This is a genomic window from Sphingobacterium paludis, assembly GCF_004364125.1.
In the GTDB taxonomy this organism is placed as follows: Bacteria; Bacteroidota; Bacteroidia; order Sphingobacteriales; family Sphingobacteriaceae; genus Sphingobacterium; species Sphingobacterium paludis.
This window is the reverse complement of record NZ_SNZV01000002.1, coordinates 171719-194907: the sequence shown is the minus strand read 5'-3', so window position 1 is coordinate 194907 and position 23189 is coordinate 171719. Positions and strand designations below refer to the sequence as shown.

21 protein-coding genes and 1 other RNA gene are annotated in these 23189 nt (G+C 44.2%); 8 read left to right on the top strand and 14 right to left on the bottom strand.

Annotated features, from left to right (window positions below; all coding sequences use genetic code 11):
- The first annotated feature begins 7 nt into the window (after window positions 1-7).
- Together B0I21_RS03770 and rsmG are read left to right on the top strand one after the other, a co-directional pair.
- Complete coding sequence (locus tag B0I21_RS03770) at window positions 8-1153, top strand: glycosyltransferase (protein ID WP_133639139.1); 1146 nt, start codon at window positions 8-10, stop codon at window positions 1151-1153.
- A gap of 61 nt (window positions 1154-1214) precedes the next feature.
- Window positions 1215-1850, top strand: coding sequence for a 16S rRNA (guanine(527)-N(7))-methyltransferase RsmG (rsmG, locus tag B0I21_RS03765; protein ID WP_133639562.1), 636 nt, complete (start codon window positions 1215-1217; stop codon window positions 1848-1850).
- Window positions 1851-2017: 167 nt separating this feature from the next.
- Here rsmG and ffs read toward each other — a convergent pair.
- The 4 genes from ffs to dprA all read right to left on the bottom strand — a co-directional run bounded on the left by ffs (window position 2018) and on the right by dprA (window position 5099).
- Window positions 2018-2115, bottom strand: an RNA gene (ffs, locus tag B0I21_RS03760) — signal recognition particle sRNA small type.
- An 83-nt stretch (window positions 2116-2198) separates the two neighbouring features.
- The gene (locus B0I21_RS03755; RefSeq protein ID WP_133639138.1) at window positions 2199-2426 is read right to left on the bottom strand and encodes a DUF6814 family protein; all 228 of its coding nucleotides are present in this window, start codon (window positions 2424-2426) and stop codon (window positions 2199-2201) included.
- A gap of 4 nt (window positions 2427-2430) precedes the next feature.
- The gene (locus B0I21_RS03750) at window positions 2431-3975 is read right to left on the bottom strand and encodes an MFS transporter (protein WP_133639137.1); all 1545 of its coding nucleotides are present in this window, start codon (window positions 3973-3975) and stop codon (window positions 2431-2433) included.
- Between the two features lie 26 nt (window positions 3976-4001).
- The gene (gene dprA, locus B0I21_RS03745; RefSeq protein ID WP_133639136.1) at window positions 4002-5099 is read right to left on the bottom strand and encodes a DNA-processing protein DprA; all 1098 of its coding nucleotides are present in this window, start codon (window positions 5097-5099) and stop codon (window positions 4002-4004) included.
- Between the two features lie 63 nt (window positions 5100-5162).
- Here dprA and B0I21_RS03740 point away from each other — a divergent pair, with 63 nt between their 5' ends.
- Complete coding sequence (locus B0I21_RS03740) at window positions 5163-5405, top strand: hypothetical protein (protein ID WP_133639135.1); 243 nt, start codon at window positions 5163-5165, stop codon at window positions 5403-5405.
- 105 nt (window positions 5406-5510) lie between these two features.
- Here B0I21_RS03740 and B0I21_RS03735 read toward each other — a convergent pair whose 3' ends face one another.
- Window positions 5511-5846: a hypothetical protein gene (locus tag B0I21_RS03735; protein ID WP_208292261.1), complete on the bottom strand. Its 336-nt coding sequence runs from the start codon at window positions 5844-5846 to the stop codon at window positions 5511-5513.
- A gap of 286 nt (window positions 5847-6132) precedes the next feature.
- On the opposite strand from B0I21_RS03735, the gene B0I21_RS03730 reads away from it, so the two are divergent.
- Window positions 6133-6711, top strand: a complete 579-nt coding sequence (locus B0I21_RS03730) for a hypothetical protein (RefSeq protein WP_208292260.1) — start codon at window positions 6133-6135, stop codon at window positions 6709-6711.
- Window positions 6712-6908: 197 nt separating this feature from the next.
- Window positions 6909-7754 (top strand): acetyl-CoA carboxylase, carboxyltransferase subunit beta, encoded by an 846-nt coding sequence (gene accD, locus B0I21_RS03725; RefSeq protein WP_133639132.1) that lies wholly within the window; start codon window positions 6909-6911, stop codon window positions 7752-7754.
- A gap of 51 nt (window positions 7755-7805) precedes the next feature.
- On the opposite strand, the gene B0I21_RS03720 is transcribed toward accD, so the two are convergent.
- On the bottom strand, window positions 7806-8159 hold the full coding sequence (locus B0I21_RS03720; protein ID WP_243835940.1) for a hypothetical protein: 354 nt from the start codon (window positions 8157-8159) through the stop codon (window positions 7806-7808).
- Between the two features lie 96 nt (window positions 8160-8255).
- Here B0I21_RS03720 and B0I21_RS03715 point away from each other — a divergent pair, with 96 nt between their 5' ends.
- Window positions 8256-8591 (top strand): MerR family transcriptional regulator, encoded by a 336-nt coding sequence (locus B0I21_RS03715; RefSeq protein ID WP_133639131.1) that lies wholly within the window; start codon window positions 8256-8258, stop codon window positions 8589-8591.
- A 1-nt stretch (window position 8592) separates the two neighbouring features.
- Here B0I21_RS03715 and B0I21_RS03710 read toward each other — a convergent pair whose 3' ends face one another.
- Complete coding sequence (locus B0I21_RS03710; RefSeq protein WP_133639560.1) at window positions 8593-9087, bottom strand: metallophosphoesterase family protein; 495 nt, start codon at window positions 9085-9087, stop codon at window positions 8593-8595.
- 2 nt (window positions 9088-9089) lie between these two features.
- The gene (locus B0I21_RS03705) at window positions 9090-9797 is read right to left on the bottom strand and encodes a tRNA1(Val) (adenine(37)-N6)-methyltransferase (RefSeq protein WP_133639130.1); all 708 of its coding nucleotides are present in this window, start codon (window positions 9795-9797) and stop codon (window positions 9090-9092) included.
- 91 nt (window positions 9798-9888) lie between these two features.
- On the opposite strand from B0I21_RS03705, the gene B0I21_RS03700 reads away from it, so the two are divergent.
- Complete coding sequence (locus tag B0I21_RS03700) at window positions 9889-11064, top strand: hypothetical protein (protein WP_133639129.1); 1176 nt, start codon at window positions 9889-9891, stop codon at window positions 11062-11064.
- 32 nt (window positions 11065-11096) lie between these two features.
- On the opposite strand, the gene mutS is transcribed toward B0I21_RS03700, so the two are convergent.
- Entirely contained in the window at window positions 11097-13703 is a 2607-nt protein-coding gene (mutS, locus tag B0I21_RS03695) for a DNA mismatch repair protein MutS (RefSeq protein ID WP_133639128.1), read from the bottom strand.
- A gap of 219 nt (window positions 13704-13922) precedes the next feature.
- Here mutS and mtgA point away from each other — a divergent pair, with 219 nt between their 5' ends.
- Window positions 13923-14663: a monofunctional biosynthetic peptidoglycan transglycosylase gene (gene mtgA / locus B0I21_RS03690; protein WP_133639127.1), complete on the top strand. Its 741-nt coding sequence runs from the start codon at window positions 13923-13925 to the stop codon at window positions 14661-14663.
- A 6-nt stretch (window positions 14664-14669) separates the two neighbouring features.
- On the opposite strand, the gene B0I21_RS03685 is transcribed toward mtgA, so the two are convergent.
- The 5 genes from B0I21_RS03685 to B0I21_RS03665 form a co-directional block, all read right to left on the bottom strand.
- Window positions 14670-15701 carry an isoaspartyl peptidase/L-asparaginase family protein gene (locus B0I21_RS03685; protein ID WP_133639126.1) on the bottom strand — a complete coding sequence of 344 codons (1032 nt, stop codon included), beginning with the start codon at window positions 15699-15701 and terminating at the stop codon, window positions 14670-14672.
- Window positions 15702-15814: 113 nt separating this feature from the next.
- Window positions 15815-17143 carry a DUF5125 domain-containing protein gene (locus B0I21_RS03680; RefSeq protein WP_133639125.1) on the bottom strand — a complete coding sequence of 443 codons (1329 nt, stop codon included), beginning with the start codon at window positions 17141-17143 and terminating at the stop codon, window positions 15815-15817.
- The gene (locus B0I21_RS03675; protein ID WP_243835939.1) at window positions 17143-18633 is read right to left on the bottom strand and encodes a glycoside hydrolase family 30 protein; all 1491 of its coding nucleotides are present in this window, start codon (window positions 18631-18633) and stop codon (window positions 17143-17145) included. Before B0I21_RS03675 ends, B0I21_RS03680 begins: the two co-directional genes overlap by 1 nt.
- 25 nt (window positions 18634-18658) lie before the next feature.
- Window positions 18659-20179 (bottom strand): RagB/SusD family nutrient uptake outer membrane protein, encoded by a 1521-nt coding sequence (locus B0I21_RS03670; RefSeq protein ID WP_133639124.1) that lies wholly within the window; start codon window positions 20177-20179, stop codon window positions 18659-18661.
- 16 nt (window positions 20180-20195) lie between these two features.
- Window positions 20196-23174, bottom strand: a complete 2979-nt coding sequence (locus tag B0I21_RS03665) for a SusC/RagA family TonB-linked outer membrane protein (RefSeq protein WP_133639123.1) — start codon at window positions 23172-23174, stop codon at window positions 20196-20198.
- Between the last annotated feature and the right edge of the window lie 15 nt (window positions 23175-23189).

Here is a 23189-nt window from a genome sequence, read left to right as displayed (position 1 = left end):
CTTCTGTATGCTACAACTCGAACAATTTTACCCCCTGTTGCTGCACATTCCGTTTGGAATTTTGGCGCTTTTGCTGATTATACAGCTGTATTACATCTACCTAGTGTATGGCAAGCTGGCGGCCTATAAGGTAGAGTCTTTTCAGGATCGCGCGGAAAAACCAGCAGTAAGTGTAATCATTTGTGCGCACAATGAGCAGGAAAACCTGAAGGCATTTCTTCCTGATATTTTAGAGCAAGAATATCCCAATTTTGAGGTCGTCGTAGTAGACGATTGTTCGGATGATGACACCCCTTGGATTCTTAAAGATTTCGCCAATCGCTACCCCCAAAAATTAAAAATTGTCGAAATCAAGGAGCATATCCGTCTCAAGAACACGAAGAAATTTGCCGTGACAATGGGCATTAAAGCAGCGAAACATGAACATCTCGTATTCACTGATGCCGATTGTCAGCCGTTGAGCAGCCGATGGCTGGCGGAGGTAGCCGGTGCGTTCACGACAGAGAAAGAGTTGATCTTAGGTTATTCTCCTTATTTTAAGACCGCAGGCTTCCTTAACAAAGTTATCCGTTTTGAGACTGCGCACACGGCTATGAGCTATTTGGCTTACGCCTTGCGCGGAAATGCCTATATGGGTGTCGGACGAAATCTCGCCTACACCAAATCTTTGTTTTTTAAAGGAAAAGGCTTCAACAAACATATGCACATCAAATCAGGCGATGATGATCTCTTTGTCAATCATAACGCCACAGCAAAGAATGTGCAAATTGTACTACATCCAGATGCGCATGTTGCATCCTTACCAAAAACAACTTGGAAGAGCTATTATAAGCAGAAAGGCCGCCATGCCGGAGCCTCCGTTCTATACAAAGGGAAGCACAAACGTATGCTCGCTATCCAACTGCTATCAGCTGTGCTTTTTTATGTATTGCTCGCTGTTTGCGCCGTGACCTATCCATCGCTTTGGTTTATCCCCTTATCGGTTTACTTATTGCGCCTCTTGAGCCAACTTATTATCTTTGGCAACATTTACAAAAAGCTTGCACTTCGAGGGCTACTATGGTGGATTCCACTGCTCGATCTTTTTTACTATTTTTATATTTGCATCAACGGGATATTCAACCGCAACAAAAAGCAAAGTTCTTGGAAATAGATTTACACAAGCGCCTTGAAGCACATTTAACGCGGGCAACATGGACGACAAAAAACAACATATGAACCCTACTGTCGATATTATCTACAAATACTTCCCCAAACTTTCAGCGACTCAAAAAACGCAATTTGCCCAATTAGCAGCGCTGTATCCATTTTGGAACAACCAAATTAATGTCGTCTCGCGCAAGGACATGGAAAGCCTTTATCTTCACCACGTCCTACATTCTCTCGGTATAGCGAAGTTTGTAAACGAATTTACAGCAGGTACGCGCATTCTGGATGTAGGCACGGGCGGCGGATTTCCCGGCATACCGCTGGCAATATTATTCCCGGAAGTAAAATTCCATCTGGTAGATTCCATTGGCAAAAAAATAAAGGTGGTGCGTGAGGTAGCTGCAGCTTTGGGCCTGCAAAATGTGGAAGCAGATCACATTCGGGCGGAGGAACTTGATTATAAGTATGATTTCGTCGTATCGCGCGCTGTGACTCGTTTCGTTGATTTCGCTCCTTGGGTTCGCAATAAGTTTGAAAAGAGGGATAAAAATGGAATTCCAAACGGCATCCTGTACTTGAAGGGCGGAGATCTAAAAGAAGAAATTAAAGAGGCTCGTTTAAAAGCAGAACTACACCCACTATCAGCATACTTCAACGAAGATTTTTTTGAAACCAAGTATGTGGTGTATGTTCCCATGTAAGCAACAGAGGAATTATTAATGAACAGCTTCTGTTCATGCTGTGCCTGTATCTAAGAAAAAAAGTGAGAAATGGAGCTTCGATAAACGTAAAGCGCTCCTACATAAGAACATTTGTTAAAAATAAAAAAAGCGCCAAAATTGCGCTTACCCCTATTTAAAAAAATAAAAAAGGGCAAGCTACTCCTATCGCACCGCTCAACCAAATACCCTTGCTTTGTTCCCAACCTGGGGGAGTCATTGGGAGCTGGTCGTAAGAGACTTGCCCGCGACAAAAGTAGCAAAAAAATCACGTTCCCCAAATTTTTTTAGGAATATACAGATAGTACACTGATAGTCAACCAACAAAACTTACATCTTTTTCTTTGCATATTCCCCGCGCAATGCAAAGTAGCCAAAGACAGCCATTCCAATGCTAATAATGGGTGTTAGAATACACAAAATGATAATCCCAAAGACAAGATCTTCTTGATGACCGGTATATAATTTCGGTATTCCAAATTCGAAAACACAGAAGTAAGCGGTAACAACGGCTAACAAGATCCAGACAACACCTAATATTTTTTTTAAGGATTCCATACGTTTACGGTTTTACAGCGTTAGCATTCATTGATTTAGATATATAAATTGCACCTATTATAAAACAGACTCCCGCCACCCCAATGGGATACCATAGCCCAGACAGGTAAAAATCGACTTTACCTTGCAATTGTGCATTTGTTGCCAGGTATGTAGACACGGCAGGTAACAGTCCTCCAAAGATACCATTACCAATATGGTAGGGCAATGACATAGAGGTGTAACGGATTTTCACTGGAAACATCTCAACCAAAAAAGCCGCTATAGGCCCATAAACTAGCGTGATGTAAACGATTTGTACAAAGATCAAGATGACTAAACACACATAATTTATTCCTGATATAAGTACAGTCGTTTTTTGAGACGGCTTAAACTGCACAGCTTCATCTTGAGTGCCTCCATCTTGAGCTAGAGCTGGCATCGAGGTCGTAATATGTTTCACCGTGGTGCCATCTGTAAAGTATTTTGTTATTGTTTCTTCTAAAATCTGTCCTGCTGCCGTTTCTTTAGCCATCACTGTCTGTCGGCGCAAGTCAGCTTGTTCGGTCTTCTTTTCGATATTGGTCAATTGATACATGGCTTCATAAATAGGCCGATACGTTAGTATGGCGAGTAGCATGCCGGTTAACATGACCCATTTTCGCCCCAACCTATCACTGAGTTTACCAAACACCACAAAAAACGGCGTACCAAGCAGCAGTGCAATTCCTAATATAAGGTCGGCTTGATCGGTATCAAGAAACATCACCGTCTTCATAAAACTCATCGAATAAAATTGACCAGTATACCAAACTACTCCCTGCCCCATCGCTGCACCAAAAAGCGCCAACAACACGAACTTTAAGTTGTACGTATTTCCAAAACTTTCGCGTAATGGGCTTTTCGCCGTTTTACCTTCTGATTTTGCTCGTTTGAATTCCGGAGATTCATCCATATTCTTCCGGATAAGATAGGAGACATAGACCATGAAAATAGAAAGCACGAAAGGTACTCGCCATCCCCATTCATCAAACTGTGCCTCTGTAAGGAGTAAGCGCGTTAATAAGATAACGACCAGGGATATAAACAATCCAAAGGTAGCGGTGGTTTGTATCCAAGACGTCCAATAACCTCGCTGCCCTTCCGGACTATGTTCGGCTACATACGTTGCTGCGCCGCCATATTCGCCGCCAAGCGCCAATCCCTGCAAGAGACGTAATAGCAAAACAATCAGTGGGGCCAAAAACCCTATGCTTTCGTAACTAGGCGTACAGCCAATCAGGAAGGTCGCGCCCCCCATCAACATCAATGTCACCATGAACGTATATTTACGACCGATGAGATCTCCCAAACGACCAAAAAATAAGGCTCCAAAAGGGCGCACCACGAATCCAGCTGCGAAAGTTGCTAAGGTGGATAAAAAAGCTGCTGTCGGATTGTCAGCAGGAAAGAACTTGGTAGATAAAACGATGGAAAGACTTCCGAAGATGAAGAAGTCGTACCACTCGATTAAGGTCCCCAAAGAGGAAGCACCGATGACTTTCCATAATGTTTTCTTTGCGTTATTCATGGTCTATTTACGTTTATAGTGAGGTGTCACACCTTCCGGTACATCTTGCCCGGTAAGGCTAGCACAATATTGTTCATTTCCATTTCCAAAAGCACCATAGCAAGTTTACTCATTGGCCAATCCAGGAACAGGGCGATCTCATCGACGACGGCCTGCTCCTTATCTTGCAAGTAGTTGTAAACCCGCTGTTGATCTTTCGTCAAGTCAAGTTGGTGTAGCGGAAGCTGAATACTCGTTTCGTTCTTGACACGATCTTCCCACCCCATTAAATAGCAGAGATCCTCTGCGTTACGAATCAAGTGTGCGCGATTAGTTTTGATAAGGTAATTACAGCCCGCCGAGTACTCCTGATCAATCCGACCAGGAAAAGCACAAACGTCGCGGTTATAGCTATTAGCCAACTCCGCCGTAATTAACGCTCCACCTTTGTGTGCAGCCTCAACAATTACGGTAACATCTGCTAAGCCGGCGATAATGCGGTTGCGGGCAGGAAAATTATTTCGTTCCGGCGCTGTACCCGAAGGAAACTCCGTGAGAAGCCCTCCCTTTTCCAGCATGCGAGAAGCCAACTCCCGATGTGCTGCAGGATAGATGATATCGAGGCCATGCCCCAGCACGCCTACTGTAGGGACATCATGTTTAATAGACTGACGGTGAGCTAAGACGTCAATGCCGTAAGCAAGGCCACTCACAACAAGAGTATCCTGAACTGGCATCGCTGCTACAAGCTCTTCGCAAAGCTGGCGTCCGTAGGGCGTCGCATTCCGAGTGCCCACAATACTGACCACACGGCGACTATTGAGATTGGCGGCACCTTTGTGATAAAGTAATAGGGGCGCGTCTTCACAATGCAGTAAACGCTTGGGATAGCTCGGACTCTCTATCCATAATACTTGGATACGATGTTTATCAATAAAAAGAAATTCGCGCTCCGCTTCATCCAAATAATTTTTCGACAAAATAGCATCTACTGTTACCTTACCGATAGAAGGGATGGCGAGCAGCTCTTTCCGCGTTGCGTTAAAAATTGCATCAACAGAACCGCAATACGCTAGCAGCATGCGCGCTGTTCGCGAACCTACGCCTTTAATCTTGGTGAGTGCTATTTGTTGAATCTTGTTCATAATTGGATTCTTAAAAATAAGAATTTTGTTTAAAAGTTCTAACTTTGATTAAAAAATTAGCGCATGAAATTAGAAGGAGCACAAGAGCCATTTGACATTGAGTTGGAGAACATCGTGTATTCAGTCTTTCCGGAGGAAGAGGATGTTTTTGTTATTTTCAAGGATGGAAAAGAATACGTCAAGATTATCCGTGACAACGATACCTCCTGGTTAAAACTAAATCCTGAAACCGAGCTTCCCATGTTCGGGATGGATGAAGAGGTCAATTACATTGGTAGCAAGATCAATGAAAGACGAGAAGATTAACATCAGAGTAGCATTCCCCAGCAAAGGGTAGCCCTATAGGAATGCTCTCCCATTCTTCCCAAAAAAATGGCGAGGTATCAGCTTACTTGCAGAAGCGGGAGATATTTACCGTTTCCAAATTTCTTTCCATTTTCTATATTTAGATGGCTTAATTTGGAAACGTGCAAAATTCCCGTCGTGCATGGAGAGTAATTCGGTATCCACAATCTCAACAAATTTACTTCTATCACTTTTTGGCAAGCTCCCTGAATAATCTGCTATCATTTTAACCGCTTCCTCCTGAACGATTGCTTTTCTAACAACTTCACCGATGATGTAACGAATATCATCCCTATAGGTAACTTGCAACGGATCGGGTTCACCTAAAGATTGCTTAATTGCTGCATATCGAGTTGCAGAGCGTTCATAAGACCATATAAAAACATCTTTCAATAGATCCACACGGTTTAAATCGTAAATACCGAGCAAACCGGCTATTTAACTCGTTATCAGTTGCTTTTCTTAATTCGCCATCCTCGATCTGTTTATCATGATTACGACACTTCTAAGCTAATTGGAATCAAATATGTCGTAATACCCCCCCTATAACTATACAAATGCACCAATTTTGACGCAATTATCAAAATAATTACGACAAAAAAAGGTTTACAGCATTTTAAATATAATCTTGTTAAGGCATGTTAAAGTCGACAACTATTTGCAAATTAGTCATAGGTTTAGAAAACTTATGGTGAGGAGAACTGTATTTATTACTGTATGCAGCATGTTAACACTCTGCATTTTGCTTCGCGGGGCAGACGTTAAAAAAGTGCCGCGAATACAGCAAGACACCCTACACACGGACACCATAGCTATAGACGAAATATATATTGAACGAAAAATAGATGCCCGTTCGAAATTTGAAGACAAAAAGGCTTATCATAAAGAGATATATCTTTTAGGAGACAATAAGAATATGGTTACATTTTCACCTTTCGGTGGGATAGCCCTGAACATTCAAAAGCTTTACAACCATTTTAGCAACCGCGGACGTGCCGCTCGAAGACTGCAAGCTCAATTTGAGCGCGAGTTTGAAGAAGATCTCGCTAGCGAAATCTGGGATCCATTACTACTGGAATACACAACGCTCCGTGGAGATTCGCTCCAAAAATTTAAATTATATTGTAGTCCTAATTTGGCATTTTTAAATGACGCTTCGCATTATGAGCGTGTTGAACACCTGCTACGACATCTAAAAATGTATAGAGATTCCGTGAACGTAATCCACGATCGCTTACGTCTTATTCCCAAAGAGGGGGACAAGTAACATTGCTTCGTAAGCTCGACGGAATATCTATTACGCTTAGATGCTTGCTTTCAGCCTATCGACAGCATTCGAGAGTACGTGTTCGAAACTAATGATCAAATCTCATTTGGGCAAACCGACGTATACCACTATTACGCCCTTTATACTATTTTTCAGGATATTTTTTGTTTATTTGTAGTCCGAATTATCGAATACTTATGAGTTGGTTTAAAAGAAACAAGGCAGGAATCAGTACTGCAACCGAAAATAAAAAGGAAGCTCCTGACGGCATGTGGAATAAATGTCCGAATTGTAAGAAGCCGTTATTGAACAGCGAGCAAATTGAGAATAAATATGTATGCCAGTATTGCGACTACCATATTCGCATTGGCTCGGCAGCTTACTTTTCTATACTTTTCGACAACAACGATTTCACTGAACTTTTTGAAAACCTAACCTCCGGCGATCCTTTACAATTTTCTGATACAAAGCCGTATCCTGTCCGTTTGGCTGATAGCCAAGCAAAAACAGGTCTGAAAGATGCTATCCGCTGCGGACAAGGCAAGATGGAAGGAAAGGATGTCGTTATTGCCTGTATGGACTTTAACTTTATTGGGGGTTCCATGGGATCGGTCGTCGGCGAAAAAATCGCACGGTCCATTGACTACTGCTTGGAACACAAAATCCCATTCATGTTGATCTCTAAATCTGGTGGAGCGCGTATGATGGAGGCCGCTTTTTCCTTGATGCAAATGGCAAAGACATCAGCAAAATTGGCTCTATTGGCGAAAGCAAAAATCCCATATGTATGTCTATTGACAGATCCTACAACAGGGGGAGTGACCGCTTCTTACGCCATGCTAGGCGACATTAATATCGCAGAACCAGGTGCACTGATAGGTTTTGCCGGGCCACGCGTTATTAAAGAAACGATAAAAAAAGATTTGCCAAAAGGCTTTCAGACCTCTGAATTTGTGTTGGAACATGGCTTCCTAGACTTTATTGTGGATAGAAGAAATCTCAAAGCGAAAGTAGCAGCCTATCTCCGCTTAGTTTACGCGTAAGATTTTCCAAATATAACGAAGAAGCTCCTCTATGCAGGGGCTTCTTCGCTTTCAGGAGGTTTTAAAATAGTTTAAAAACGCCCAGCATTGACGGCGCTCCAAATAATGCGGTTCCGTTTCGTGGGCATAAGCTTCCTGCTCAAAAGAAATAGATCGGTAAGCTTTTTGAAAGTTGCCACATCGACAATAGCGAACAATAAACTCCAACAGATACCATACATAGAAAGGTAATACAGCTAGCTCTAAAGCCTGTCTAATATGGATGCGCTCGTGCTGAAGCAAGACATAGTCCGAGATAAGGCTTTGCGACCTAACAAAAATAAATGGAAAAACGGTGACCGCAACGGCGCGCCCTGCTGAAAACATATTGGTCCAAAACTTACTGACAATTACAAAGCCTTTCACCTTTCAAAATTAAGAAGTTTCCCGAAAAGATTACGGCACTGAAAAATTTTGAATATCAAACAGAGCTCGTATATTTGTTAAAGTAGAACGTAAACTATGCCATACAAAGAACGTGAAATAAATAAGTTATATTATACGATGGGAGAAGTGACCACGATGTTTGGTGTAAACGCTTCTCAGATCAGATTTTACGAACGTGAATTTGATATTCTACAACCCAAAAAAAACAAGAAAGGCAACCGTCTTTTCACCCAAGAAGACATTTCCAACTTGAAGATTATCTTTAATCTAGTGAAAGACAAAGGATATACCCTGCAAGGTGCCAGGGACTATTTACGCGCCAATAAAAATGAAGTGAAGGAAAACCAACGGGTAGTCGATTCGTTGGAGCGCCTGAAGAAATTTTTGATAGAAGTGCGCGATAGCCTATAAGCTAGCGATTACCCAACTCAATCACTTCGAGGTTTTCGATACGATCTTCCGTTATGTGAAAACGCATTAATGTTCGCACTTTATGCCAGCCTTGCTTTCCCGCGGCGCCAGGATTCAGATGCAATAAATTCAATTTAGGATCATACTGCACTTTTAGGATATGGGAATGCCCGCAAATAAATAGTTTGGGCGGATTCAATGTAATTTCGGGTCGCACTTGCACCGCATATCTTCCAGGGTACCCGCCGATATGCGTCATCCATACATCCACATTTTCGCACATAAAACGTTCATGTTCCAAGCATGCCTGTCGAATATCTTGACCATCAATATTTCCCCAAACCCCTCTAAAAGGCTTAAAGGCCGCTAAATGATCAACAATGCCTATCGAACCAAAATCTCCTGCATGCCAGATCTCATCACAGGGCTCAAAGTATCGAAAAACAGCGTCATCCAGGTAGCCGTGCGTGTCAGATAATAATCCAATTTTTTTCATCATCAGTAAGCTAAAAAGTAGGGTTTTAACAAAGTCCTATATGCCATAGTATGCTCTCCGCGGTTTTGATATATCAGCAAGTCCTCTTGCACCGCATCCCCTGCATCCTTTTGGATAGTGATTAGGCTACGAATCGGATCTTCACCTGGATAGGAAGAAATGCTTAAACGATGCCGAAAGTGCAATGCTCGTTTTGCCAACATATTGCCAATCATCTTATCAGCTAAGGCAACCGGAAGGATGCATTGGAATTTACCATCAGGAGAAAGGTGCTTTCCTACGAAGTCTAGCAAACTTTCAAAAAAAGCTTCATCGGTATGTTTTGCCAATTTCTTGCGCGGGTCAGGATTGTGTAAGGAGTTCGTATAGAATGGGGGATTTGATACAATCAAATCATAGCCATGCTGCGTTTCGACATCTTGGAAAGCACCGGTAATCGAACGCAAGCGACTGGCAAAACAAGATCTGCGGAAGTTGTAATCGGCCTGACGACTAGCGGCTTCGTCAATTTCAACGGCATCGATAAATGCTTCAGGATGGCGTTGTGCAAGCATGAGTGCAACGACACCCGTACCCGTTCCCACGTCGAGGATACGCCTAGCGTTAGCTTGGAATGCCGAAGCGCCCAAAATCACCCCATCGGTATTAATCTTCATCGCGCAGTCTCCCTGATCGACGTCGAACTGCTTAAACTTAAAAATGGAAGCCATACGCAAAGGTAAACTTATATTTTGGCGGGACTAGCTCTCTTCCCTTTTATAAGCGAATTAATTTTATTATCATTGGTACATGATTAATGTCATGGCTAAACTTTTCACACTTCTGCTTTTTCTACAGCTCTTCGCCTACCCCATCTATGCACGAGCCAATACCGACGACGCTTTGCAAGACTGTGAACAGATTACCGCCATTGCGCTAGAAAAACTTGTTCCTGCTTTAAAAAAGAATGACTATCAACCCCTCGAGAGCATACTAGGAACGATGCAAAGTGCTTGCGGAGAAAGTGAGTTCACACAACGCATGCGTATCATCCAAGCCTTAGTAGAAAAAAAGGCAACTGCCGAATTGATCGCAGACTACCTTTCAAAAAATTATCACGAAGTCCTTACTATGCGTTGGGATTATTCAGTCGAAAAAGAATATCGGCGAATCTATCAAGACAATAAGCCAGACTTTAGTTACATTCCACTCAACCACCCCATAGACTCGCTGACCAAGCTGAAGGCAAATGCATTGTTGGTTTCCTCCTCTTATACACTTAATGCGCAGGAAGAGCAAATTACGTACCTCTTTGCCGACCAATTAGATAAGTTCTACCAATCTTACGCAGGAGAAGCCACCCAACCAGTTGTCCAAGAAACGCTACCCGTAGTTTCAGAAAATGTTTCGCGTGCCAACTACGATAATAAAAGAGCGGGTGTCGTCATCGCTGCGGGAGCTGAATTTCCAATTACCGGATCTGACCCTCTTTTCAAAACAAACCCAACGGTTAGCGTCATGTATGCTTCGGGACTTTCATCCCTGTTTCTATTTGAGGGTGGAATTAAAATACGGATAAATAGCAATGACCGTTCTTTTGATTACAACCTCTATAACGAGGTGGAACATGTTAACTCTGGCGCGAGCTTCAGCCTCGGTGGAAATATTGGGATAAAAGCCTTCGATAACGATAAATTCATCATTGCTCCAAAAGCAGGTCTATATCTTGACGTGACAACAACTGGGCTAAGCGAAGTTAATTACTACGACGATGGCTATTATGATGATGAATATGAAGAAGGGGGTAGTAGCGTGCAGTATCACAACGTGAATACGATGCGTACTACCTTAGGATTAAATATAATGCGGCATATTGCCGGAAAGAAATACATAGGCCTGGAAGCTGCATATCATTACATCCCCTACAATTGGGACAGCAGCTTACTTACAACAATACAACCCAACTACGCCAGTTTGCAGCTTTTTTTCCGTTTTTAAAAAAGAAGCAACCTGACCCATAATATAAGTGCCTAATTCTTTAATAAGCGCTGGATTTCATCCAGTTTCATCAAGGCCTCAACCGGGGTCAACGTATTGACATCCAAGTTATTCAGCATATCACGTATTTTTTCTAAGACAGGATCATCGATAGCAAACATTTGAAGTTGATAAGCCTGCTTTTGGATCTTACGCATGCTATCTTTAATTTGCTCACCTCCTGTACGCTCTTGTTCCAAACGTTTTAGTATCTCCCCTGCGCGGCCGATCAATTTATTAGGCATACCGGCTAACTTCGCCACATGAATACCGAAGCTGTGCTCTGAACCTCCAGGCACTAGCTTCCGCAAGAAGATCACTTTATTATTGAGCTCTTTTACCGTCACATTAAAGTTCTTGATACGAGACATGGAGTTCGTCAACTCATTCAATTCATGGTAATGGGTAGCAAAAAGCGTTTTTGCTCGAGCCGTAGGATGGTTATGTAGAAATTCAGCAATTGCCCAAGCAATAGAGATTCCGTCGTACGTACTGGTACCGCGACCGATTTCGTCCAAAAGGATGAGCGACCGATCCGAAAGGTTGTTCATGATGCTAGCTGTCTCATTCATCTCCACCATAAACGTGGACTCTCCAGACGATAAGTTGTCGGATGCACCTACGCGTGTAAAGATTTTATCGACCAGACCAATTGTCGCCTCTTTCGCCGGAACGAAACAACCGATTTGAGCCATCAGCACAATCAAACCCGTTTGCCGCAATAAAGCTGATTTACCGGCCATATTGGGTCCGGTAATGATGATGATCTGCTGGGTTTCGGGATCTAGATACGTGTCATTGGTGATGTAATCTTCGCCAATTGGTAAATTTTTCTCGATAACCGGGTGCCGGCCACCTTTTATATCCAATAGCCTGTTCGCAGTTACAACCGGCTTTACATAAAAATTCTTCTCGGCAATCCATGCGAAGTTTAAAAGCACATCAAGCTTCGCTATTAATTGTGCGTTGAGCTGGATAGGTTTGATATAGTTGGTAATATCCAATAGAAGCTCCGCATAGATGCGATTTTCTATCGCTTGTATTTTTTCCTCAGCACCAAGGATCTGCTCTTCATATTCCTTTAGCTCTTCCGTGATGTATCGCTCCGCGTTGACCAACGTTTGTTTACGAATCCATTCCGTAGGCACCTTGTCTTTATGCGTATTGGTTACTTCCAGGTAGTAACCAAAAACGTTATTGAATGCAATCTTTAACGAAGGAATACCGGTAGCTTCCGATTCCCGTCGTTGGATTTCCAATAGATAGTCCTTCCCACCAAAGGCCACTTTACGCAATTTATCTAAATCCGCATCGACACCGTCTGCAATCACATTTCCTTTGACAATAGATACGGGCGGCTCTGCCTGTAACATCCGCTCCATTTTGTCACGGATAATCTGGCAAACGTTCAATTGCTCAGCAATAACACGCAAACTTTCGGAAGACTCGATATTAGTCAAAGTTTTCAGCTTCTCCACGGCGTACAACGAGCGCTTCAGCTGGGTAATTTCACGCGGGTTAGCCTTCTGTAAACCTATCTTCGAGATAAGACGTTCCAAATCGCCCACCTGTTTGATCTCTTTGATAAGCTCATCGCGCAAATCTCGGTTTTGCGAAAAATACGAAACGACATCCAACCGCTCGTTGATTGATTTCAAATCTTTTAGCGGCATCACCATCCATCTTTTCAGTAGGCGGGCACCCATTGGAGATGCTGTTTGATCCAAAACATCAGAAAGGGTGGTTGCATTTTCGTTTGCCGAACCGATCAACTCCAAATTACGGATCGTAAAACGATCCAACCACATGAAGTGATCCTCCTCGATTCGGGCAATATGCGAAACGTGTTGTAGGTTGCGATGTTCTGTTTCGTTGAGATAGTGCAAAGCTACACCAGCAGCCATGGTACCTAAAGGCATTCGTTCGATGCCAAAACCTTTCATGGAGTTAACCTCGAAATGCTTCAGCAACGTCTCCGAAGCATAGTCCCCAGTATACGGCCATTCATCCAAGGTATACGTGTAGTATTGGCTACCAAATTGTTCCAAGAATGTCTTATACTGCTTTTTTGGTAAAATAATTTCAGTAGGTTTAAATCCCTGCAACAGTTTATCGATATAACTCGCATTGCCCTGTGCCACTAAAAACTCACCCGTAGAGATATCCAAAAAAGAAATGCCATACTGACCCTTCTCTTCAAAAAGCGAGGCCAAATAATTGTTGGACTTTTGCTGAACGATATTGTCATTGTAGGACACGCCCGGCGTGACAAGCTCGGTTACGCCACGCTTCACGATGGTTTTGGTTTGCTTCGGGTCTTCCAATTGATCGCAAATAGCAACCCTTTGCCCAGCGCGGACTAGTTTCGGCAAATAGGTTTCCAAAGAGTGATGAGGAAAACCTGCTAGCGCCGTTTCAGACTCTGAGCCGTTCCCCCTTTTTGTAAGTACGATACCCAAAATACCAGCAGCCTTAATCGCATCTTCTCCAAAGGTCTCATAAAAATCGCCCACTCTAAACAACAGCAAAGTACCAGGATATTTGGCTTTGATGGTATTATATTGTTGCATTAAAGGGGTTTGCTTTTTCTCTTTTGCCACGGATTTCTGCGTTTTAGTGAGCCGTAAAAATAAGGTAAATGGCCGGATTTGACAAGACCTTTGTGGAGCGCCGCGCGCTGATAAGCGAATGCTAGATCTACATTTTTAGCCCGAAAGGGATCCGATAAAAACAACTTCGCTCAACAAACAACGATCTCGTGAACGCTCTACTAGGAGAATAGCAAAAAATCGCCTAGCTTTGCAGCACAATTCGTGGTCATGGCAATCAAACGCTCTACAGCAAAAAAGAAAAATACTAGAAAAAAAGGCTACAAAACATCTTGGAAGCAGGTGCTGGGCATCTGGATTCTTCGCGTCACCCTGCTGTTTTTTGCGTTCACCGTTTTTTGGGTATTGCTATTAACGATCATGAATCCGCCAGTCACTTTTCTACAACTGCAGCGGGCGTTTGAACGCAAAGCAGCAGGTAAAGAATGGAAAATTGAAAAAGACTGGCTGAGCTATGACGAACTATCGAATAATCTAAAGAGGGCTGCGATAGCGGGTGAAGATGCGCATTTTCTAACGCATAGCGGATTTGACACCGAAGCCATTCGCCAGGCATTTGAAAAAAATCAAGCCGGTAAGAAGCTACGGGGTGGCAGCACAATTAGCCAACAAGTAGCGAAAAATGTGTTTCTATGGCCCGATCGTTCATGGCTCCGCAAGGGACTGGAAACCTATTTCACCGTATTAATTGAAGTCTTTTGGAGCAAAAAGCGCATACTCGAAGTATACCTCAATGTCATTGAGATGGGTCAGGGCGTTTATGGTTCGGAAGCGGCGGCACAATATTACTTTCACAAATCGGCGAAAAGCCTAAGCAAGAAGGAAGCGGCGTTGATTATCGCCATTCTTCCAAGTCCACAAAAATGGGATGCTAGAAGGCCGTCAGCCTATGTCAACCGACGCGCAAACAACATCGTGAGGTATTTAAATTTTTACCGAATTCCAGAGTAACGTTTGTTAGTCTTTATAAATTGCGACCTCTACAGCACCATCAGCTGTTATAGCTCCGCGATACATTCCTGCCGTGTTAAAAGGCATAGCTACCTCCCCGTTTTTATCTAATGCTATCATTCCGCCATCACCACCCAGTTCGGCAATTTTATCGATAACAGCTTGCGTCGCCTTGGCAAGAGGTACATGGGTGTAAGCAACCATAGCGGCAACATCATAGGCCGCTACCGTACGAATATAATACTCGCCCCAACCGGTGCAAGATATAGCGACTTGGTCGTTTGCATAATTTCCGGCACCAATTATGGGTGCATCGCCTACTCTTCCATACTTTTTATTGGTCATCCCGCCTGTCGAAGTGCCGGCGGCTAAGCCACCTTGCTGGTCTAATGCGACACAGCCCACCGTACCAAACTTTTCATCCACATACTTCTTACGATTGCTTTGCTTATCGTCATGATCCAAAGCCGTCGCTTCTTTATCACGCTGTAAGATCCGTTGCAAAGCATCCCATCGCGGCTTGGTCCAAAAATAAGAGGGATCAACAAGTACAATTCCTTTGGAATCAGCAAACTCTTCCGCGCCTGCCCCCACCATCATCACGTGCTCCGATTGTTCCATCACCGCTTTCGCGGCTGTTATCGGATTTCTGATGGTATGCACTCCCGCTACGGCACCAGCCTTCAAAGTTTTGCCATCCATAATCGAAGCGTCCATCTCATTCTCGCCTTTATGGTTAAATACAGCGCCTTTACCTGCGTTGAAAAGTGGCGAATCTTCCATTATTTGTATAGCAGCAGTAACCGCATCAACGCTTGTACCCCCCGCCTGTAAAACGCGATACCCCTCGCGCAATGACTTCGTTAATTCGGCCACATAAGCACGTTCCAACGAATCGCTCATGTTCTTTTTCAAAATAGTTCCAGCACCTCCATGTATTGCTAATACGTAACGTTTTGGTGAAGCCTGCTGTCCGTAGCTGCTTAGCAAAAAGCCCATCAAGAAGATGCAAATAAGGGTAAGGCCTGTTTTTATCATAGGGAGTTTTCTTATCAACACAATACCATTCAAGGTACAGATTTAAACTCAAATAAGGAGAGAAGCCAGACAAAAAATATCCAGCTTCTCCCCTTGCTTACTTCTTATACCGATTATTTTCGGACTACCGTCAAGACCGCTTTATCGTTCCCACCGGATAAATCTACCGTTAGCTCATAGGTCGCACCATTTAGAAGCTGCTTCCCAGACACAATACCTAAATTGCCGGGATCGCGTCCGTTAGAACCGTTACCCACGAAAATCACATCACTGTTGCTTGCTAATCCATCGTTTTTAAACTCGCCGCCCCACCCTTTCTGATGGAAGAATTTGAAGTTGATGGAATTGGTCGATATATTTTCTCCAGCAACTACGGTGATCCGGTATTTTTTACCCCCGATAGGTGCTAGACAAAGTGCTTTCTCGGTTGTCCAACCAACTTGGTTACCAAGACTTGGCTTGCCTATGCCCTCTCCGATAATCCAGATGGCACCCGTGCCATCAGCATGTAACGTAGCCAAATTATTGCCCGTCATTGCTTCCACAATAAAATAGCGGCGATCGAAATCTGCTGTGATGCGATATTTTCCCGGGCTAGCTTGAAACTGGATACGTCCATTCTCCTGACGCATGAAGTCCGTATCCAGCCACCAATTGTCAAGCGACGGAAAGTCAGTGAATGCGATCTCTTGATTTGCCGCTAGCGTCAGATCAGCCGTATAATGGCTATCATCCAACATTCGCATTTCATTGCCATTGACTTTATAGCTTTGAAATGGCGATGCAGCGTAGGTTAGCGTATTAAATGAAAGACTATACTCGCCCGGAGAGAGATACGAAAAAGGGATCTGCTGTGTGCTACCTTGTGTCACCCGTTCATTTTCCCATCCAAAGTTTAGGGTATTGCCATGTGTACCGAAAGCCGGTGCCTGAATGTACCCTTTGACTTTCTGCGGAAGCTCCTTAGTAACCGTATACTGATTATTCCCCATGCGTTCGAGACGAATGGTTTCCGTATCGGTAATTAAGTTTAGAAATGGAAAATCTGGACGGGTCAAGGCGAGTTCTTTGGTCTCCTCCACTTTTACCATACCTACATTTTCTAGGATAAATCGCAATTCGGCCGTGCCATTTGGAATGTCTTTGTAAAAAGGTACATAAATTTTAGCAGTATAATTACCGTAGCTTTTGGTTCGAATAATCGTCTCCGCTACCTTGTCGCCACTGAAATAAAGTTGAGCTTTTACTGTCGAAAGCTCCGTTCCATCGTCGGCGACAGCCAACCTAAAACTGAGGCTATCCCCAAAATGAGCGCTCGTTGCCAACTCTTCTACAGCCAGCGTTGGCTTTCCGCCTTCTAACGGGTAGCGGTATTCTTCTTTGCAGGCCCACAAAGATGCCAGCGCCAGAAGAAGGAGGATATGTTGTACGTGCTTTCTCATTATTTCCAAGTATAAGAAACTACAGACTGTGCAGGAATATCATAACTAAAGTATTTACTACCGTCCGTAAATGTAATCCGTGTACTTTTCGTATTCTCATTCGCCAAAACTACCGCGTAGCTGTTATCCGGGTTTTTAAACGCAGAAAGTACCACATCGTCTTCGGCAAAACCTTCCGTAGCAATACGCACTGCACCCGGCTTTACAACAGCCGAAAGGTGCCCGATAATAAAATAGTGGGAATTCTTCTTGATTGTCTTATAGTCCGAAGAATTGATATCTACCGCTCCGAAACAAGTTTGGCAACCGCCCTCCCGATTAGGTCCGCGTTCTGAATCCAACATCAGGTTCCACACAATTACCGCCCGGCTCCAGTTATTCACGGTGCCTAAGGCCACTTCCTTCATATCCTCAAGCAACCGCCTACCCAAATTCTGCCCGGTATTCCATGTTCCAATGGAGGTCTCTGTAAAAATCAATTCCTTTTCTGGAGCCTTGTTATGTATATCGAGCAGCTCAGCCTTATCGCCGCCGTAATTGTGGTATGCAGCACCGGCGAAATACGAAGCCGCCTTCGCATCCGCATAGATCTTCACGGGATAGTCTTCTTCACTACTCATGTTGTCATAGTTGTAGTTGTGGTCAAATGCGTATATCTTAGTACGCAAACCTGCGGCTTGCAATTTTGGGCCAAGCGCATCGCGTACAAAATCTCTTTGCTCCGGCCAAAACATTAACATCGATGCTGAATTTCTAGGATTAAGCGGTTCATTTTGCGGCGTGATCGCGTGTACGGCAACCCCTGCAGCTTGCATCGCCTGAATCCATTTCACAAAATATGTTGCATAATCTTGGTAATATTTAGGGTTTAGATGCCCGCCAGTCCAGGAATCATAGGGTGCTAGATTTGTCAAGTCAGCGACTTTCATCCATTTTGGTGCTGTCCAAGGTGATCCCAGCACTTTAATCTGCGGGTTTATCGCTAAAATTTCTTTCAAAATAGGTATGACGTATTTTGTTTCTTCCTCCTGCAAAGCAAAATTTTCAATGCCCTCTTTATCGTTTAAGGTATACTCGCTCAGCGAGAAATCCGAGCAGCCAATCGCAATCCGAATGTAGCTTTGTCCCATTCCTTCGCTCACGCTGAATGTTTCCTTTAAAAACTGCGTACGATCTGCTTGCGACATCTTGAGCAAGTTATACGCTGCGGATCCTGTGATTGCAGATCCAAAGCCATCCATGGTTTGGTAGCGCACTTGTTCATTGAGCCGAATAGTGCGTGGCGACATATTTGATCCGGCACCAAAATCGACAAAGGATTTCTTGAACTCTTGTGTACGGGCGGCGGTTGTGGTATAAATTGTTACATCACCTGACTGTTTGCCAGGAGGCGGCTCTGGTACGGCTTCTGTTTGGCCGCTAGAGCCACAGGCCATAATCATCAAGCTGAATAAACTACTGAAGAGTATCGTTTTCTTTAAATTTTCCATTTCAATACATTGGTTTTTAATCGGACTAATAGCCCAAATTTTGCTTTAAGTTCGGATTTTGATCGAGAATACTTTGCGGTATCGGCATACGGTAGGAGTAGTTGGTAAACGGGTATACTTGCGTACGGCGCCCGCTGTCTTTTGCATATACAGCGTTCATTACTCCTTCAACCTTGTCCAATCGCACAAGGTCAAACCAGCGCTGTCCTTCAAAGGCCAGCTCTAAGCGACGTTCTTTTAGTACAGCTTCTAGCAAAGCTGTCCGATTGCCGCGCGTGCCGGACGACAACACGGCGAGTTTCGCACGGGTTCGTACTTGGTCGATAATATCTGCTGCCGCATTCAGGTCACCCCCCTCTCGCTGTATCAAAGCTTCGGCTTTTAAAAGTAAAATATCCGCATAGCGATATTTTATCAAACTGTTTACTGCCGAACGCATTTTATACATAAAAGGATAGTTATTGGCTGGATAATAGTTGCTCCACGTTGTTTGGTAGAAGACAATCGATTGGGCATAACGCACTTGATCACCTTCTTGTTGAAAAGTATTAATTAAGTCACGCGATGGCGTCACCCATTTTGCCCAAGTGAAGTTGGAATTGTAGTTGGTGAGATCACGCCCGAACATCCAGGTAACCCAATTTCCATTCCCCGCGAAAAACTGACCTTCTAAAATAGACTCACGCGTATTGCGTTTTTTTGCGTCCGTATTATTTTCATTCATACCAAAAAGGTTACTGAAGTCGTCTTCCAATGCAAAGCCATCTGCTGCCAGCTCATCTGCATATTGAATGACCTTGTTGTAGTCGCGCAAAGGCTTCTCGGCGTACACCTTGGCTAAGACAGCGCGTGCTACAGATTTACTAAAGATAGTTTTGTTTCCTGCGTTGTTGGCCGGAGCATTCGGAATCGCTTCCAGCAAATCTTTTTGAATCTGCTCATAAACTTCTTTCTCCGTACTTTGGGTGGGAAAGTAGGAAGGATACACTTCTTTGATATTCTCGGAGGTAATATCCTTTGCTACCGTAGTAACTAAAGGCACATCGCCCCATAACCGAACCATATCAAAATACACCAAAGCCCGAAAAATCTTCGCTTCCGCTTTAAATTGACCACGTTCGACGCTAGTCAGGTTATTATCGTTTACGGAGTCCACGTACTGAACCATCTTATTTGCCAGTGCGACATCTTCCATGTACCGGCTCCAGTCTCGGGCGAGCACAGAATTGGAGCCTTCAATAGAATTATTTTCAAACGGTAGCACCTCTGCACCCGTAGTGCCCGCATAGGCATTATCGGCATGTGCATCGCCCACCAGCAGCAAGTCGAGGTACCAGTGCTCCTGTCTATTACGTATCTGGTCATACATCGCTTGGCGATGGCTCAACACCGAGGCCTTATCTTTAAAGGCTACGTATTCCCCTCGCTCATCTACTCCCTCTGTCACGTCCGAGAAAGAATCCAAAGGGTCACGTGCGAGCGAACAACTTTGCAGCAAGGTGGCAATCCCCACCCAAACTATACAGTAACTAAAATATCTTTTCATGTTCATCTGATTACAATTAAAACTCTAGGTTTAGCCCTACAACAAACGAGCGGTTCTGTGGGTAAGTACCCCAATCGATACCCTGCACATGACCATTATCTCCCCATTGATTGACCTCTGGGTCGAAGCCGGTATATTTAGTCCATGTTAATAGGTTGCTAGCCGAAACAAAAGGCTGTAAACGGCTGATTCCCAAATTTGTTAAACGTGGCGTCTTCACATCATACGACAAGGAAATATTTTTTACACGTAGAAAACTTCCGTCCTCAACAAAATGGCTGGAATTCTTTAGATCGAAGCCCGCTTTAGGAATACTCGTCTGCTGTCCGGGTACGCGCCAACGATCGAGCACGCGGATGGATTGATTTTTACCGTCATACATCCCTTCCGTTTCCATACGCGAAGCATTGTAAATATCGTTACCGTAAGATCCTTGTAGGAATATACTTAGGTTAAATCCGCGATAAGACAAGTTGTTGGTCAAGCCAAATATAAAATCTGGATTTGGATCGCCGATGTACGTCCTGTCGGAGGAAGAAACACGTCCATCGCCATTCACATCGCGATAGCGTAGCTCACCGGTTTCGGGGTCTACACCATCGCTGATGTAGCCAAAAAAGCCACCCAATGCTCGTCCCGGCTCATTGCGAACCACATTATCGTCCACAAAATCGGAAGTACGTCCTGTGCTATAAATCCGCTGCAGTTCCAAACCCGTCAACCGATTGCGATTAAAGGAGATGTTGAAGTCCGTAGACCACAAAAATTCATGCACTAAATTTTTGCTACTTACATTCACTTCAAATCCTTTATTGGTCATTATTCCTTCATTGCGCATGATAGATCCGGAACTACCTCCTCCGGTTGGTACCGTCGCCCTCATCAACATATCCGTTGTCCGTTTGTGGTAGTAGTCTAAATTAACGGTTAGTCTACTGGCGAATCCTGTGAAGTCGATACCGATATTACTTTGCGTCGTTGTTTCCCAACGTAAATCGCGTGTACGTAGGTTTCCACTAAGTGATGTTACGGGCAAGGCATTTTCTTGTCCCGTCACAAACCAAGCGACGCGTGTCGCGTTAAACATCTGTAAATACGCGTAATCCGTAAGGCCAGACTGGTTTCCTGTTTGCCCCCACCCGCCACGGATCTTTAGATCATTGATCCATGAAACGTCTTCCAAAAAGCTCTCCGAAGAAAGACGCCAAGCAGCAGACATCGAAGGGAAGATACCCCACCGATAGTCGGGATGTAATTTTGAGGAACCGTCACCACGCAAATTGGCGGTCACTAAATACTTTCCATCGAAGTTGTAGGATGCCCGACCAAACAAAGACATAATCGCCCAATCGGATGCACCGCTACCCGTAGCGGTCCACGAAATCTTATTGGCAACGTTAAGTGTTTCGATCAGGTCGTTTCGGAAATGCGAACCATTGATCCAGCTATTGGTGTAGTCAGATGCGGTCCACGACGTTCCACCCATCAGATCAATACCATGGCGGCCCCATTGTTTTTTGTAATTCAGCACATTATCGAACGTAAGCACCGTGTTCATATTGCGATTGTCCGACGCTTCTCCATATTGTGTTCGGCCCCAAGTTGTGGAAAGTGGATCCAAGAATGTCGTGGCCAACCCATTCCTCCGATCGAGCGCAAGCATTGTCTTAAACGTCAAATCAGGTGTAAAGCTCACCGTTGCACTTCCTGAAGCAATCAAGCGATTTTCCCTCCCCTTGTTATTCTTTGTTCGCGCGATATTTTCTAAAGGACTGCTGATGTTTACCCCATAAAAATCGGTATAGTATTGTCCGGGGTAATCCGCATCCCAAATGGCACCATAGGTAGGCGTGTTAATCGTCGACAGTACTACACCGCCCCGGTTGGCGCCGTTACCGGTGTTGATACCGTTACGAATATCATCGGTGTAAGCTACGTTAGCAGATACCTTCAGCCATTTACGCACATCATTCTCGATGTTTGCACGAAAGTTGTAACGACGATAAAACGAGGAGTTGATGATGCCAGATTCATTAAGGTAGCCTCCAGAGAGAAAGTACCGTAGTTTCTCGGTACCATCAGAGATGGACAGCTGGTAGTTTTGCATGATTCCCTTCGTAAATGTTTCATCGAACCAGTTTGTGCGGTCTGGGAGACCTTCCGGAAGGTTAACCAAGCCAATTTCATCTTGCAGTTCTTTGTATTGTGCAGCATTGAGTGACTCCATTTTATTGGCAACACTATTTTGTGTGAGCTGCCCATTGAGCGCGATTTTGGCGTCTCCTGCTTTCCCTTGTTTTGTGGTGATCAACACCACCCCATTGGCAGCGCGCGAGCCATATATGGAAGCGGAAGAAGCGTCTTTCAAGACCTGAATATCCGCCATATCATTTGGCGATAGGAAATTGATATTATCCACAGGCACGCCATCAACCACATAGAGCGGATTATTACTGGCGTTAAATGAAGTTGTTCCGCGGATGCGGATCGAGGTTTCGCCTCCGGGCGCACCGTTCGGTTGTATCACCGATACGCCTGCAGCCCTACCCTGCAAGGCCTGTCCTGCCGATACAATCGGTCGTTGGTTGAGATCTTCTAAGGAGACGCTGGAGATCGCCGTTGTCACATCCTTACGCTTCACGGATCCATAACCAATAACTACGACATCTTCCAAAGTAGAGCTGTTGGATGTTAAGGTAATCGCTATGGATTCACTTTCCACAGTTGCCATGGCTGTTTCATAGCCGATATAGGAAACTGCTATTTGTGCTCCACGGCTGACGTTGGTCAGCGTGAAGTTACCGTCGCCATCTGTTGATGTGACGTTGTTTGTTCCCGATAGGGAAACAGTTGCCCCGACGATAGGCCCATTAGTTTGTCCATCTTTCACCGTTCCGCGTAGGGAAACGATCGTTTGTGCGCGCAAGGAAATTACCTGCAACAGCAAAAAAACGAAGAGAAAAATAGGACGCGTCATTCTTGTAGAAAATGCCATAGGTCTTATAATTTG